Source organism: Phycisphaeraceae bacterium, from assembly GCA_019636655.1.
GTDB lineage: Bacteria > Planctomycetota > Phycisphaerae > Phycisphaerales > UBA1924 > JAHBXB01.
Genome location: JAHBXB010000008.1, coordinates 1 through 14538 on the forward strand (window position 1 = coordinate 1; position 14538 = coordinate 14538).

Annotated in this window: 10 protein-coding genes and 1 tRNA gene; 4 read left to right on the forward strand and 7 right to left on the reverse strand. The window is 63.9% G+C overall.

What is annotated here, in order from left to right; translation table 11 throughout:
* Positions 1 to 480 (forward strand): VCBS repeat-containing protein (locus KF745_15160; GenBank protein MBX3359755.1); only part of this gene is annotated, 480 nt, incomplete at its 5' end.
* Between the two features lie 19 nt (positions 481 to 499).
* Here KF745_15160 and KF745_15165 read toward each other — a convergent pair.
* The 6 genes from KF745_15165 to KF745_15190 all read right to left on the reverse strand — a co-directional run bounded on the left by KF745_15165 (position 500) and on the right by KF745_15190 (position 9684).
* Positions 500 to 1987: an efflux transporter outer membrane subunit gene (locus tag KF745_15165; GenBank protein ID MBX3359756.1), complete on the reverse strand. Its 1488-nt coding sequence runs from the start codon at positions 1985 to 1987 to the stop codon at positions 500 to 502.
* Positions 1987 to 5151 (reverse strand): multidrug efflux RND transporter permease subunit, encoded by a 3165-nt coding sequence (locus tag KF745_15170; protein ID MBX3359757.1) that lies wholly within the window; start codon positions 5149 to 5151, stop codon positions 1987 to 1989. The genes KF745_15165 and KF745_15170 overlap by 1 nt, the downstream gene beginning before the upstream one ends.
* Positions 5152 to 5218: 67 nt before the next feature.
* The gene (locus tag KF745_15175; protein ID MBX3359758.1) at positions 5219 to 6394 is read right to left on the reverse strand and encodes an efflux RND transporter periplasmic adaptor subunit; all 1176 of its coding nucleotides are present in this window, start codon (positions 6392 to 6394) and stop codon (positions 5219 to 5221) included.
* A 49-nt stretch (positions 6395 to 6443) separates the two neighbouring features.
* The gene (locus KF745_15180; protein ID MBX3359759.1) at positions 6444 to 6590 is read right to left on the reverse strand and encodes a hypothetical protein; all 147 of its coding nucleotides are present in this window, start codon (positions 6588 to 6590) and stop codon (positions 6444 to 6446) included.
* 628 nt (positions 6591 to 7218) lie between these two features.
* Entirely contained in the window at positions 7219 to 8238 is a 1020-nt protein-coding gene (cydB, locus tag KF745_15185; GenBank protein ID MBX3359760.1) for a cytochrome d ubiquinol oxidase subunit II, read from the reverse strand.
* A gap of 30 nt (positions 8239 to 8268) precedes the next feature.
* On the reverse strand, positions 8269 to 9684 hold the full coding sequence (locus KF745_15190; protein ID MBX3359761.1) for a cytochrome ubiquinol oxidase subunit I: 1416 nt from the start codon (positions 9682 to 9684) through the stop codon (positions 8269 to 8271).
* A 256-nt stretch (positions 9685 to 9940) separates the two neighbouring features.
* On the opposite strand from KF745_15190, the gene KF745_15195 reads away from it, so the two are divergent.
* A complete protein-coding gene (locus KF745_15195) occupies positions 9941 to 10972 on the forward strand; it encodes an HD domain-containing protein (protein MBX3359762.1) in 1032 nt (343 codons plus the stop codon).
* Here KF745_15195 and KF745_15200 read toward each other — a convergent pair.
* Positions 10969 to 11784, reverse strand: coding sequence for a hypothetical protein (locus KF745_15200; protein ID MBX3359763.1), 816 nt, complete (start codon positions 11782 to 11784; stop codon positions 10969 to 10971). The two genes, KF745_15195 and KF745_15200, sit on opposite strands and share 4 nt — an antisense overlap.
* A gap of 151 nt (positions 11785 to 11935) precedes the next feature.
* Here KF745_15200 and KF745_15205 point away from each other — a divergent pair, with 151 nt between their 5' ends.
* Positions 11936 to 14314, forward strand: a complete 2379-nt coding sequence (locus KF745_15205; protein MBX3359764.1) for a choice-of-anchor B family protein — start codon at positions 11936 to 11938, stop codon at positions 14312 to 14314.
* Between the two features lie 80 nt (positions 14315 to 14394).
* Positions 14395 to 14466: transfer RNA gene (locus KF745_15210), tRNA-Thr, on the forward strand.
* The last annotated feature ends 72 nt before the right edge of the window (positions 14467 to 14538 follow it).

Here is a 14538-nt window from a genome sequence, read left to right on the forward strand (position 1 = left end):
ACGTCGATCGACTACGTGCACGCGTTCCACGTGGTGGACATCAACCGCGACGGGAAGCTGGACATCGTGTTCGCCGAGATGGCGCAGTCGACCCGCAAGCGGGTGGGGATCTACGCGGGCGACGGGACGGGCGGCTCGTGGACGCTGCAGGTGATCGCGACGACCGGCTCGCACAACATCCGCCTGGGCGACCTGGGCCGCGACGGCGACCTGGACATCCTGGGCGTGAACTGGCAGGGGCCCCCGGTCGAGATCTGGATCAACCGCCTGGACCCCGTGGTCTGCCACGGCGACTGGGACCAGAGCGGGAGTGTTGATACCTCTGATGTGGCGATCTATGTCGTTGCCTGGCTTGATTCCATCTCGGCCGGATCAGACGAGGCAGACATGGATGGCGATGGCGACGTGACGCCGTCAGATCTAGCCATCTTCATCGGAATCTGGCACGATGATCTGGCGGGGCAATGCGGCTCTTCGTGATGCCAGGTCGTGGTTTATGCTACTGCTGGTCGCCGGGTGCGGCCTTCGACGGTTCGTCCTTGGGCCGCTGATCGGGCGGCAGCGGGAGCGGTTCGGTCGTGCCCCATTCCTCGGTCGTCAGCCTCCACCCTCCGCCCAGCGACTTGTAGAGGTTGACGACGGCAATAAGCTGATCCAGCCGAGTACGGGCGAGATCGAGCTGCTCGGGGAACAGTTGCTGCTGAGCCTCCAGCACCTCGTAGTAGGAGGACTTTCCGGCGACGTACCGCTGCGTCGACACCTTGACGGCTTCCTGATACGCCCGGACCGATCGTTCTCGCTCTCTGCGCACATCCACGAGCTTCTCGCGGCTGATCAGGGACGTAGACACCTCCTGCAGCGCATTGAGCACCGTCAACTCGTACTCGAGCGCTGACTGCTGCCAGGCCCCGCGGGCCTGCTGCAGTTGTCCCTCGAGAAGGCCGGCGGTGAAGATCGGTCCCGTGGCGGAGGCTGCGACCGACCACGCATTGGTGGCGCCACCGGTGATGGCGCCAAGCTCGGGGCTTACCTTTCCGAGGAAAGCCGTTAGCCCGATCTGTGGGAAGTAGTTTCCGATTGCGACGCCGATCCGCGCGTTGGCCGCTCGCAGGCTCTGCTCCGCCGCTCGCACGTCTGGTCGACGCGCCAGCAGATCTGCCGGAAGGCCCGCCGGGACCTCGGGCGGGACCAGGGAATCGCTCAGCGCTATTGGGCGTTCGATAGCCCCGGGTGGACGGCCCAGGAGCACGCTCAGCTGGTTCTCGCGAAATGCAATCGTGCGTTGGAGACTAGGGATTGTTGCCGCGGCGCTCGCCAAGGCGGCTTCGGCTCGCGAGGTTTCAAGCTTCGAGGCGGTCCCGCCGCGAAGCCGGGCCTCAAATATGCGAAGGCTCTCGCCAAACGACTCAGTGGTGGCCTGGCCAATCTGGACTTCCAGGTCCAGTTCAAGCAACTCGAAATAGGTCCGGGCTACTTCACTGACCAGCGACAGGAGCACCGCACGCCGGGCCTCTTCCGTTGCGAGCAACTCCGCGAGGTCGGCTTCGTTGAGCCGCCGGATCCTGCCCCACACGTCGAGTTCCCAGGCGGCATTAAGCACGCCGGCAAACGGCGAGCTGCTGGAGCCATTGGTAACCGACGGCGAACCGAGGAACTCGTTCCGGCCGCTGCTGACCGCGGCGCCGTAACCAATCGAGGGGTAAAGCTCCGATCGCGACTGAGCCGCGATCGCCCTGGCCTGTTCGATTCGAGCGATGGCGATTCGAAGGTCGTAGTTATTGCTGATCGCGGTGCCGATGAGATCCTGGAGCGTCGGATCCTGATACACCTCCCACCACGGAAGGTCCGCGATTGACGCGGCGTCGCCCTGAGCCGAGTCGCCCCGGTAGCCAGGCGGTGTGGTGATCTCAGGCCGTTCATAGTCCGGCCCAACCAGGCAGCCCTGGAGCACAAGCACCGCGAGGATAAGGAAAGCAGCCCGAGCCATCAGTGCCCTCCTTCGGAGGCGGGCACGCCGGTGTCGCCCGCGGTGGCGGCAGGGCCGGGCTTGGCACCGCGGAGACGCTCGATGACATAGAACAGAGCCGGAATGATCAGGATGGCGAGCATCGTCGCGGCGAGCATGCCGCCGATGACAACGGTCCCCATGACCCGCCTTGAAATGCCTCCGGCCCCGGATGCGATAGCCAGCGGGACGCACCCGAGAATGAACGCGAATGAGGTCATCAGGATCGGACGCAGGCGAAGGCGGGCTCCTTCAAGTGCTGCCTCGAGCGGCGGTTTGCCCGTCTCAAGCTGCAGCTTTGCAAACTCGACGATGAGGATCGCGTTCTTTGCGGCAAGGCCGATCAGCATGACCAGGCCGATCTGGGCGTAAATGTTGTTCTCCATAACCCGAAGCCACAGCGCCAGGAAGGCGCCCGCAACCGCGATGGGGGTGGACAGCAGCACGCTGAACGGAAGCGACCACGACTCGTACAGGCCTGCAAGGATCAGGAACACGAACAGGAGCGAAAGTCCAAAGATCGCCGATGCGGGCACACCCTCCTGCGCCTGCTTTTCCTGGTACGACATCCCCATGTACCCGAGCGCCATGTTCGGTGGCATGTGCTCCGCGAAGACCTCCTGGAGGGCCTTCATGGCCTGGGCGCTGCTGGTTCCCGGAGCGGCCGTCGCGTTGAACTGGACCGAGCGGTGCAGGTTGTACCGCATGGTGAACTCCGGCCCCTCGGTCCGTTTCACATCGGTCACGGCCGAGAGCGGCACGCCCTCCCCGACCGAGTTCCGCACGTAGAACTGGCCCATCATCCGGGCATCGGTGCGGAACGCCCCCTCCGCCTGGACGTACACCTGCCACTGGCGGCCGAACCGATTGAAGAAGTTGACGAACGATCCGCCCATGAAGGCCTGCATCGTCGTGTACACATCCGCGAGTTCGACGCCTTGCTTGAGCACCTTGTCGCGGTCGACCTCCGCATAGACCTGCGGAACTTTCAGCAGCGCGGTCGTCGCTACGTTGGCCAGTTCCGGTCGCGTCGAGGCCTTTTCTATGAACTTCGCCGCGGCAGACGCAAGGAAATCGACATCGCGGCCGGCCAGGTCCTCAAGGACAAAGGACACGCCGCCCGCCGTTCCGATCCCGGGGATCGCGGGCGGCGAGAACGCGAATCCGATACACTCCTTCTGGCCTCCGATGGCACGGCTGATCTTTGCCTTGATCACCTCGTATTGAAGGTCAGGTGATTTGCGCTCGGACCACGGTTCGAGTGTGATGAAGAAAAACCCCGAGTACGTGTTGAATACATTAGAGAGCAGCGAGAAGCCAGCGATGCTGATGACGTGCTTGACGCCCGGGATTGCGGCGATGGCCTTTTCGGCGTCGCCAACAACCTCGTCTGTCCGTTGCAGGCTTGCGGCGTTGGGGAGTTGCAGCGCGGCGTAGACATAACCCTGATCCTCTTCCGGCAGGAAGCTCGAAGGCGTGCGTGCCGCGAAGAAGCTCGCCGAGTACACCGCCAGGCCCAGGAATAGGATCGTGATGATGAACTTCCGCGCGAACACGCGGCAAATGGTGACATATCCATTCGTGCTCGTCGTGAAGACGCGGTTGAACCCGCGGAAGAACGCACCAAGCGGCCCACGGCTCTCCTTCTTCGGTCGAAGCAGCATCGACGCCAGGGCCGGGCTTAGCGAGAGCGCGTTGAAGGCGGAGATGATGACCGAGATCGCGATGGTCACCGCGAACTGCTGGTACAGACTCCCGGTGATCCCCGGGATAAACACTGTCGGGAGAAACACCGCCGCGAGAATGATGGCGATCGCGATGACCGGCCCGGAGACCTCTTCCATTGCCTTTAGCGAAGCCTCACGCGGTGTGAGCCCGTGTTCGATGTGATGCTCGACAGCCTCAACGACGACAATCGCATCGTCTACGACCAGGCCGATGGCGAGCACCATCCCGAACAAAGACAATGTGTTGATCGAGAACCCGAGAATCGGGAAGACCGCAAAAGTACCGATGAGCGAGACCGGCACCGCGAGCAGGGGGATCAGGGTGGCACGCCAACCCTGTAGGAAGATGAATACCACGAGGATGACCAGCACCAGCGCCTCGATCAACGTGTGCTCGATCTCCTTCATCCCCTCGGTCACCGCAAGCGTCGTATCGAGGCTCACTTCGTAAGCGATATCGGGCGGGAAGCGATCGGCCAGCTGGGCCATCAGCTCCCTCGCCTGCTTGGCGGCTTCGACGGCATTCGAACCGGGGAGCTGATAGAGAGCAATCGCTGCCGCCGGCTTTCCATCGAATCGCGACGTCTGGTTGTACGTCTGTGTTCCCAACTCGATGCGCGCCACATCCGCCAATCGCACCAGCGAACCGTCGGCATTGGCACGAACCACAATCTGGCCGAACTCCTCCTCCGATTGAAGCCGCCCCTGGGCCCTCACGGAGTACGTGAACTCCTGCCCCGTCGGGACCGGCTCGCCGCCGATCTGGCCCGCGGGATTCACGGTGTTCTGCTGCTTGATCGCGCGGACGATTTCGGGAATTGTGATGTCGAGTTTGGCGAGCTGATCGGGAAGCACCCAGACCCGCATCGCGTACTGCGCGGCACCGAAGACCTGCACCTGGGAGATCCCCGGGACGCGGGTCATGGCATCGTTGATATTGATGTACGAGTAGTTGGCCAGGAACTGCGAGTCGTACGTTCCGTTCGGCGAATACAGACTGAAGAGCATCAGCGGCGAAGTGGTCGATTTGATGACCGTAACGCCCTGGTTGATCACGTCGGCCGGCAACTGGCTGTTGGCCTGCTGCACGCGCATCTGGGACAGGATCTGGTCGGTGTCGGCGTTCGTGCCGAGGCGAAAGTCGACGTACATCCTCAGCATGCCGCTGTTCATGTTGAGCGAGTACATGTAGGTCATGTTGTCCACGCCGCTCATCTGTTGCTCGATGGGCGTGGCGACCGACTGCTCAACCGTGAGGGCATCAGCCCCCGGGTAAGTCGTGTTGATGTAGATCTCGGGCGGAACGATGTTGGGGAACTGTGCGACAGGGAGCCTCGCCATCGAAACGAGACCGACGATCACCATGATGATCGAGATCACGATCGCAACGATCGGGCGGTTGATGAAGAACTTGGCCATGCTCGTCCAGGGTAAGGGAATGGCGGGCCGCGAGCGCCGCCGGAAAGTTCACGCCCGCGCCGCTCGGCTAGCCATTTGCCGCTGTGTTCAGTGGCTTGGAAGGTTCGTACGGCTGCGTCTTGACGATCGTCCCGTCTCGCACCCTCTGAAGACCCTCAACGACCACCGTTTCGCCGGGCTTCAGTCCGGATTCGATGACCCAGTCGGAGCCGGTGCGGTCCCCCACCTTGACAGGCCGGATGCTGACCTTGTCGCCCTCGCCGACGACCGTGACGAAGTAGGCCCCTTGGGTTTCATTGACGGCCCGCTGCGGCACGACGATCGCGTCCTTTTTCATATTGATCACCGCGCGAATCCGGCCAAACTGACCAGGGCGGAGCAGCGACGTCGGGTTCGGGAACTCAGCCGCGATCGTCAGCGACCCGGTGCGGACGTTCACCTGGCGGTCGATGTAGAGGAACTTCCCCTTTTGGGGGTAGACCTGGCCGGTCGACAGGATCAACTCGAACTCCAGGCTCGATGCCGCGGCGTCGTCGCGGGTCGATACGTCCGGGTGTCGTCCCTTCCACTCCAAGTAGGCCTGTTCGCTGACGCTGAAATACGCCTTGATCGGCTCGAGGGTCGAGACCACTGTGAGGGGGCCGGTCGAGGGGCCCACGAGGTCGCCGATCTGCGCGGTCGCCGTGCCGGCAACGCCGGAAATCAGCGAAGTGACCTTCGTAAAGCCGAGGTTGTACGCGGCCTGATCGACCGCTGCTTGACCCGCCGCGACCTGAGCCTCCGCCGCGAGCTTCGCTTGAATGGCGTCGTCGAGTTCCTGCTGGCTGATCGCATTCTCGGCCGCGAGCGGTGTGTACCGGTTGACGTCAATCGTCGCCTTGCCAAGCTCGGCCTTTGCTCGCGCGAGGTTGCCCTTGGCCTGATCAAGCGCGGCGATGAACGGTCGATCGTCGATCTCGAACAGCACCTGGTCCTTCGCAACCAGATCGCCCTCAAGGTACGTCTGCTTCACAAGATACCCGGTGACCTGGGCTCGGATCGTCGCGTTCACGATTCCATCGAGGGTCGCGATCCACTCACCGTAGATGGGCACATCCCGCGGCTCGGTCTTGATGACAGACACTTGAGGTACGGGTGGCGGCGGTGGCTCTGGTTTGCTGAAGAACCGCTCGCACGCGGCCAGACCGCAAAGGACCGTCGTCGTCGTCACGGCCCAAAGGAGTCGGGGAGTTGGCTTGTTCACCAATGGTGCTCCTGCAGCTGCTCCCGTCTGCGCGAGAGTAGTAGAGAGTCTACCACGCCCGGTGGCACGCGTCGTACCATGCGGGGAAAGCCCGGAACAGGGTGCCCTCGTTGCCGCGCACCTCGAATCGAGCCTCTTTGCACGTTGAGCCGCAGGCGTGCTCGTTCTCGTGTGGGGAGATGCCGTCGTCGAGCACCTGAACGACTCGGTCAGTGCGCTCCTAGAGAATCAGGACGTCCGTCAACTGGAGTCTTGTGTTGAACTCGCGCAGCCGTGACGCGACAGGCCGCTTCGCAGAGCCTCATCGCTATGCACGCAGAGTGTGCAAGGATCGATCGAGTAAGTTGGCTCTCGCGAACTCAAGAAGATCCTCTACCACGTACTGCATGATAAAGTTGGGCAGTCGATTGGGGTCGGGGAATCCAGCCGACATCAAAGACCAGCGCGATCCCATTATTGGAGAGGCGTGCCATCAACTCGGGCTCTCGGGCATCCGGTGCGGTGCCGAAGGCGAAGCCGTGCCTGGCGCAAGATTGTCACAGCCGCCGACCTTCTCGACTCCTCTTGCTCGGCGAGGTAGCCCAGGCTTGCCGGCGCTCTCGCCTGGAATTGCGGTGAAACGACAGATGTCCACTCGTTCCCCGATGTTCGCGCGAGATGCCTGCCGGTGGGACGTAGGCGCCCTGCGATACCCCCGTCCCGCTGGATGAGGCTAAGGCACGCTTGCCCGAGGATGGGCCGGTGTGTGTTCTATTGGTGTCGGCGGTCTCACTGACCGCCAGTATGCGACGCGATGAAGGCCATCCCAGGGCTGACGCAGGGCTTTAGTAACTGTGGTCCTCCAGGCGGGTCTTGCCGCGGAAGATCCACAGGACGATGACTGTGTACGAGAGCACAAAGGGGATCCCGATCGCCGCACAAACCGCCATGATCCCCAGGGTCTTCTGGGATGACGCCGAGTTGTAGATATTGAGGTGCAGGCTCGGATCGATGGACGAGGTCACCAGGTTCGGGAACAGGGCCGCCCCGAAAAGCAGCACCAGCGTGGCGATGGTCGCCGCCGATGACACGAACGCGTACCGCGGCCGCGCCTTGAACATCGCCCGTGGAATATTGGCGATGGCCAGGACGCCCAGCACGACAAAGACCCAGAGCCACGGGTGCGCCCGGAAGTTCGTCGTTGCGCTGGGGACGTTGGTCAGCGTCCAGATGGTCGTAACGATGTAGGTTACGAGAAAGAGCCCGAAGCACCGCCAGACCCATCGGTGGACCCGTTCCTGCAGTTCACCCTCGGTGCGCAGGTAGAGGTAGATCGAGCCGTGCATCGCGAACACGCTCAGCGTCAGCAGCCCCGTCAGGACGGGGTAGACACCGAGCAGGTCGCGAAGCGAGCCGACGAACTCCCGACTCGAGTCGATCGGGATCCCCTGCATCGCGATACCCACCGACACGCCGAATAGAAACGCGACCAGGGTGCTCGCGCCAAAGAACGAGAAGTCCCAGTACGCCCGCCAGAACCGGCTCTTCTGTTTGCTCCGGAACTCGATCGCGACTCCGCGGCCGATCAGGGCCAGCAGGAGAAGCATGAACGGGATGTACATCGCGGAGAACGAGACCGCGTAGGCGATCGGGAAGGCCGCGAAGAGAGCGCCCCCGAACGTCACCAGCCAGACCTCGTTGCCGTCCCACAGCGGCCCGATCGAGTTGAGAATGATCCGGCGCTCGTGGTCGTTCCGCCCGACCGCCAGGTGCAGCATCGCCACGCCGAGGTCGAACCCATCGAGAATCGCGTACCCCGTCAGCAGCACGCCGAGCAGTATGAACCAGAGCAGGTGAAGGTCCACGCGGGAGACTCCTTCCGTGGGCGGCGATTGTCAGCCTTTGTTCTCGTCCGATGCGGACCTCGAGAGCGGATCCTTTCGATCGGCCGCCGCCTCCACCAGCGATCTCGCTTCGTCAACGCCCGGCGCGGCGATCGGCGATGGCCCTGCCTGAATCTTGTGGTTGAGAAGGAACACGAACAGCGAGCCAAGCATGAAGTACACCAGCCCGAACGCGATGAGCGATGCGAGCACCTCGGGCGCTTTGACCGACGGCGAGTTCGCATCGGCGGTCCGCAGGAGCCCATACACCACCCACGGCTGGCGGCCCACCTCGGCGGTCACCCAGCCCGCCTGGTTCGCCACGTACGCCCCCGCGACCGCGACGACATACGTGCGCAGCAACCAACGCTGGTTGAACAGCGTTCCTCGCCACCAGAAGTAGCATGCCCCGAAGTTGAGCGCCAGGAAGAACATCCCTAGTGCCACCATCAGGTGGAACGCATAGAACGGAATCGCGACCGGCGGCCTGTCCTCCGGCTTGAACTGATCAAGGCCCGTGACCGGTGCGTCGAAACTCCCGTGCGCCAGGAAACTCAGGCCCCCGGGAATCGCTACCGAGTAGCGAACTGTCTCCGCCTCCGAGTCGATGATCCCAAACAGGTGCAGCCCGGCTGGCCCGGTCTTGAAGATCCCTTCCATAGCGGCGAGCTTCGCCGGCTGGTGCTTGACGACGACTCTGGCGCTGATGTCCCCGGTGATCAGCGCGAGCACCGATCCGATCACGGCTACGACCAGCCCGATCCTGAACGACCGTCGGGCAACCTCGGTATGCCGGTTCTTCAGCAGGTACCACGCCGAGACCGACAGCACGAACGACGAACCCATCACCAGCGCCCCCACCAGCACGTGCGCCAGCCGCTCCATGCTCGATGGGTTGAAGACCACGTCGTAGAAGCTCGCCAGTTGAGCGCGTGTCTCGCCGTTGTGGTCGACAAGAACAAACCCGGCCGGGGTCTGCTGCCACGAGTTCGCGATCACGATCCAAGTCGCGGAGAACACGCTCCCGATGCACACCAGCACCGATGCGATGAAGTGCGTGCGCGCGGAGACCCGGTTCCACCCGAACACCAGCACCCCGAGAAACCCCGATTCGAGAAAGAAGGCGAAGATCCCCTCGGCGGCCAGCGCGGATCCGAAGATATCGCCTACGAACCGCGCGTACACCGACCAGTTCGTGCCAAACTGGAACTCCATCGGGATCCCCGTTGCAACCCCCATCCCGAAGTTGAGGGCAAACAGCCCCGTCCAGAACTTCGCGGCCGAGTCGTACGCGGGGTCACGCGTCCGCAGCCTCTTCCAGAAGATCACGACCATGACCACGCTCAGCCCGATGGTGAGCGGGGGGAAGAGGTAGTGGAACATGATCGTCGTAGCGAAGAGCGCCCGGGAAAGGAGGTCAACATCCATGGCGCACTCCGAGGGGCAGAAGAGCCCGAACGCGAGTATACCCGACACCGAAGCCCCGCCGAAACCAGGTAACTGTCGCAACGTCCGACAAGCACGTTGGTCGTAACGGCTGGGCCGACCCCGACAGCAACGCCGTCAGCTCCGCCGACGTTCTTCCGCCCGAGGTCTTGCACCGCCAAGGAAGGGGGGACGGCGGTCGATAGATCCCCCGGATTGGTCATGCCCCACACATCCAAGATCAGAGGGAAGTTCCGATATGTACACGGACCAGGTCCGGCTCGCGGTCGCGACGCTGATGCGTCGCTGGCAGATCGCTCCCGACGAACTCCGGTTTTCCGGGGGCGCGGTAGTGGTCTTCGGGCGACACACAGATACCGAGGAACTCACCGTCAACGTCCGACGGCTCAGCCGTCGGATGCCCGTCGGGCACTCCGAGGCCGAACCCGGTCTCACCATCCGATTCGAGCCGGGAACACGCACCGAGGTCTGGCTGCGTGTGCAGGCCATTCTCGACACCATGGGCGTCGAACTTCCCGGTCGGGTCGGCGCGGGGATGGCGTGGCTCAATGATGGGGCCGACATCGAGCGAGCCGCCCGCCGCGCCGCCCGGGCCATGCGACTCTCCCTTGCACGCGGCCAAGGCCTGGTGTGCACATGGGAAATGGTCGCCATCCGGCGTCTCGCATGGCGCATCGGGCGCCACCGCCACCTCGGCCCCCGCCAGCGGCTCATGCTGCTCCTCCGGTCCAGTCAGCGGCTCCTCGGTCCCACGCAGATCGAGCATCTTGTCGCCCACTCCCAGCAGGTCGGTGATCTTGCCGCTCGCCTTGCTTCGGAGCTCGGTTGCCCCCCCAACGTGGCCGAGCGGGCCCGCACCGCTGGGGCGATGCACGACCTGGGAAAGGCCGTCATCCCGGAGGAACTCCTCGCCAAGCCGGGCGCACTAACACCATCGGAGCGTGCGATCATGGACCGCCACGCCGATGAGGGTGCCCGCCTCGGACGAGGCATCGGCCTCGAAGATGCGATCGTTCGGAGCATCGCGCACCACCATACCCGCTACGACGCGCGAGCTTTCCTCGCGAAAGGCGCCGTCTCGAATCTCGCCCGCCTGCTCAACGTTGCCGATGCGGTCGTGACCATGCGGTCCCGCCGGCCGTACCGGCCCGCTCTGGCAGAAGCCGAGACGATCCGCGAACTCCAGACCAACCGCGCCACGCAGTTCGATCCCATCATGGTGGACGCGACGCTCCGCGTGCTGCGAACACGCCTCGCGGCCGCCGCCTAGCCGGGCGTCTTGCTGGGCTCGCTGTCCGAAGCGCCCGCGGGCAGGCACTCGAACTCGATGTGGAAGTGGAATGGCTCGACGAAGTCCCCCGGGTTGCTTCTCAGCCACGGATCGTCCGGGTGCTTGAAGAGCGCGTACGGCACAACCGCCACCATCGTGATGGAACCATCGGCCTCGGTTGTCAGGGTGATCGACCCGGCATCCATCGGCCCCTTGGCAACGCTCGATGTCGCGTGCTCGGGTGCAAGAACCCCGGGCCGGCCATTTCGAGCCGTGATCCGACCGGACAGAGACTCGCCGGGGTCCGCTGTGTTGTAGAGGTCGAGCAGGCTGTTCTTCGCCGACAGCCCGGCGGAGTCGTTGCAGCCGAGAACCGACACCGGATCATCGAACTTCGCGTGCATAAAGCCGGACTTGAGCCGCGGCGAGGCCGGCTGATTGAACCGCACACCCCTGAGGGTGATCGTCACGCTGGTCCCCGGTGCGATCTCCGGGAACATCGGGGAACGCCCATCGACCTTGTAGAACCCGACACGCACGATCCCTCCTCGCGGATCCGCAAGGCCTGCGTCGAGCCTGGTTCCTCCCACGGCGGCGTAGCAAAGCAGATTGTCCGCAAGGATGGTCTTTCGTCCGGGATCGGCGTACTCCCGGCTCCCTTCTCGCAGGACCTCCTGGCCATCCCGGCAGACCCATGACACGGTTACCTTGGGCACGCTGGAGTCGTCAATCAGGAACAGCCCGGGCTGCCCGGCCCCTAGGGCCGCGGCAAACACGAGGAGAACTCCAAGAACGACGACCATTCGGCTCATGTCAGTGGGGGAGTTGGGGGCTGCTATCCCCAGTCTACGCCATGGGATGCCAATGGCCTTCCTTTTCGGCTCCAGTTGGTGAACTCGCATTGATCAGGTACCATCTCTCCGGAGGGGAAGTGTTCGCAGCCGTTCCCTGAAGAGGTATGTCATGACGACGTTGGTTTCTTCGGTCGGGGCTTGGATCAAGCCTCTGGGTGCAGCGGGTTGCCTTGCCGCTCTTGCCGCGACTCCGCTCCACGCCGACCCAGACTGGATGAAACTCAAGGACCGGCGGCCTCCTGTCCAGGCCGCGGGCTCGAAAGGGGACGCCAAGGGCGTTGACCCGTTCTCGAACACGATCATCGGGTTCCCGGCCCAGGGGATGGTCTTGCAGTCCTGGCTCCCGCTGAATCAGTTCTCGGGCATCCAGGTCACGGCTGCCGACTGCTGGGGGTATGTGTCCGCCTCCGGCCGCGAGTATGCCATTCTGGGCCTGCGGCGCGGCACAGCGTTCATCGAGGTCACTGACCCGGTCAACCCGGTGGTTGTCGGCTACATCGCCGGGGCGGACTCGCTCTGGCACGACAGCACCGTCATCGGCGACTACGCCTACCTCGTCAGCGACCAATCCGGCAACGGCGTTCAGGTCGTCGATCTGCGTCAGATCGATAACGGCACGGTCACGCTCGCGGCGACCCGTTCTCCGAGCGGCCTGAGCACGGTCCACACCATCGTTTCGAATCCGGCCTCCGGGTTTCTCTACCTGTGCGGCACCAACATCAACAACGGCGGTCTGACGGCGATGAGGACCACCTCGCCGGGCAGCGCCACCAACCCGACGATCGCGGGCGCATGGACGACACGGTACGTACACGAGGCCCAGGTGGTGACCTACACCACCGGCCCCTATGCGGGCCGCGAGATCGCCTTCTGCTTCACCGGCGGCCCGTACAACGGGAACAACCAGACGGGCCTCGACATCGTCGATGTCACCAACAAGTCCAACATGTTCACCGTCGGCAGCCTCGCCTATCCAGGCGTTCGCTTCTGCCACCAGGGATGGCTCAGCGACGACAAGCGATACCTCTACATCAACGACGAACTCGACGAGCAGCTCGGCTCGGTCCCGGTGATGACCACCCGAGTGATCGACGTCTCCAACCTCTCCGCACCCACCGTCGCGGCGACCTTTTCGAACGGAAAGCCCTCGGTTGACCACAACCTGTACGTCAAGGGCAACATGATCTTCGAGGGGAACTACCGGAGTGGCCTCCGCGTCTTTGACGCCACAAACCCCCTCGCTCCCGTCGAGGTTGCCTACTTCGACACGTTCCCCGAGAACGACTACGCGAACTACAACGGCGTCTGGGGCAACTACCCGTTCTTTCCGAGCGGCACCATCGCCATCTCCGATATCGAGCGCGGCTTGTTCCTTCTGCGTATGGACCCGGACACGGTCACCATGACCTACCCGAACGGCCAGCCGGATACCGTCCAGCCGACCGTCCCCGCAGAGGTCATCGTTCAGATCAACACGACCGGTGCCCAGATCGATGATTCTTCGGTTGCGCTCATGGCCAGCATCGACGGGGGCCCCTACACCCCCCGTGGCATGATCCCCATTGGCGGCGCCAGGTACCGCGGCACGCTCCCACCCGCCACGTGCGGCGCTTCGATCCGCTACTACATCCGCGCCAAGACGACGAGCGGAACCGGCTTCCTCAGCCCGCCGGCGGCCCCCCAGGACAACTTCTTCGCCCGCGCAGCGAGCACCACCACCACGCTCTTCTCTGACGACATGGAGACCGATCAGGGGTGGACCGTCGGCGATTTCACCTCGGGCGGGTCGATCGACACCGCCACCGCCGGCATCTGGAACCGCATGCGCCCGCAGGCCACCTCGGCCCAGCCAGGCGACGACCACACCCAGACGGGGGCGCACCGCGCGTGGGTCACCGACGGCAACGCCGGCCCCAACGACTCCGCTAACGACGTCTCGGGCGGCAAGACCACCCTCATGTCGCCACTCCTGAATCTCACTGGCCGCCCGAATGCTCGCGTCGGCTACTGGCGATGGTATTCGAACGCCTTCGGCTCCCTGGGCACCGGAGGCACGCAGCGATTCACCGTCTCGGTGACAAACAACAACGGCGCCTCGTGGACCAATGCCGAGGTCGTCGGCCCGTCGGGTGGCCAGACGGTCGGTGGGTGGTTCTACAGCGAGTTCCGAGTCGGCGACTTCTTCCCGCTTTCTGCCAACGTCCGGGTCCGTTTTGTCGCGGAGAACCAACTCGCCGGCGCGCTCGTCGAGGCGTGTGTCGATGACGTCGTCGTCATGGCGTTCGGCTGCGCCCCGGTCTGCCGGGCCGACCGGGATGGCAACGGACTCGTGGAGCCGGCGGACATCGCCCGGTTTGTCAGCGAGTGGTTGTCCGACGTTCAGAACAACACCTTTGTCGCTGACTTCAACGGTCTCGACGGCGTCACACCGAGCGATATTGCCGAGTTTGTCGGGGTGTGGTTCGGCGCTCTCAGCGGCGGCTGCTGAGCCGGGGCTGTGGTGGCTGCCCGCGTGCCGCCGCCCGGCGCCGGACGACTATCATCCGTCCCCGGGCTGAGCCCGGTCTGGCCGCCTTAGCTCAGTGGTAGAGCAGCGCTTTTGTAAAGCGCAGGTCGCGGGTTCAAATCCGGCAGGCGGCTTTGCGATGCCAAACAGGGGGTGTGCATCCACCTTCTATTTGTGGCGTGGTATTCTGCGCAGGGATTCGCCAG

Coding starts and splice junctions, on each gene's coding strand:
- KF745_15190 (MBX3359761.1), bottom strand. CDS start 9,684: ATGGATGTTGACCTCCTTTCCCGGGCGCTCTTCGCTACGACGATCATG.
- KF745_15205 (MBX3359764.1), top strand. CDS start 11,936: ATGACGACGTTGGTTTCTTCGGTCGGGGCTTGGATCAAGCCTCTGGGT.
- KF745_15170 (MBX3359757.1), bottom strand. CDS start 5,151: ATGGCCAAGTTCTTCATCAACCGCCCGATCGTTGCGATCGTGATCTCG.
- KF745_15165 (MBX3359756.1), bottom strand. CDS start 1,987: ATGGCTCGGGCTGCTTTCCTTATCCTCGCGGTGCTTGTGCTCCAGGGC.
- KF745_15195 (MBX3359762.1), top strand. CDS start 9,941: ATGTACACGGACCAGGTCCGGCTCGCGGTCGCGACGCTGATGCGTCGC.
- KF745_15200 (MBX3359763.1), bottom strand. CDS start 11,784: ATGAGCCGAATGGTCGTCGTTCTTGGAGTTCTCCTCGTGTTTGCCGCG.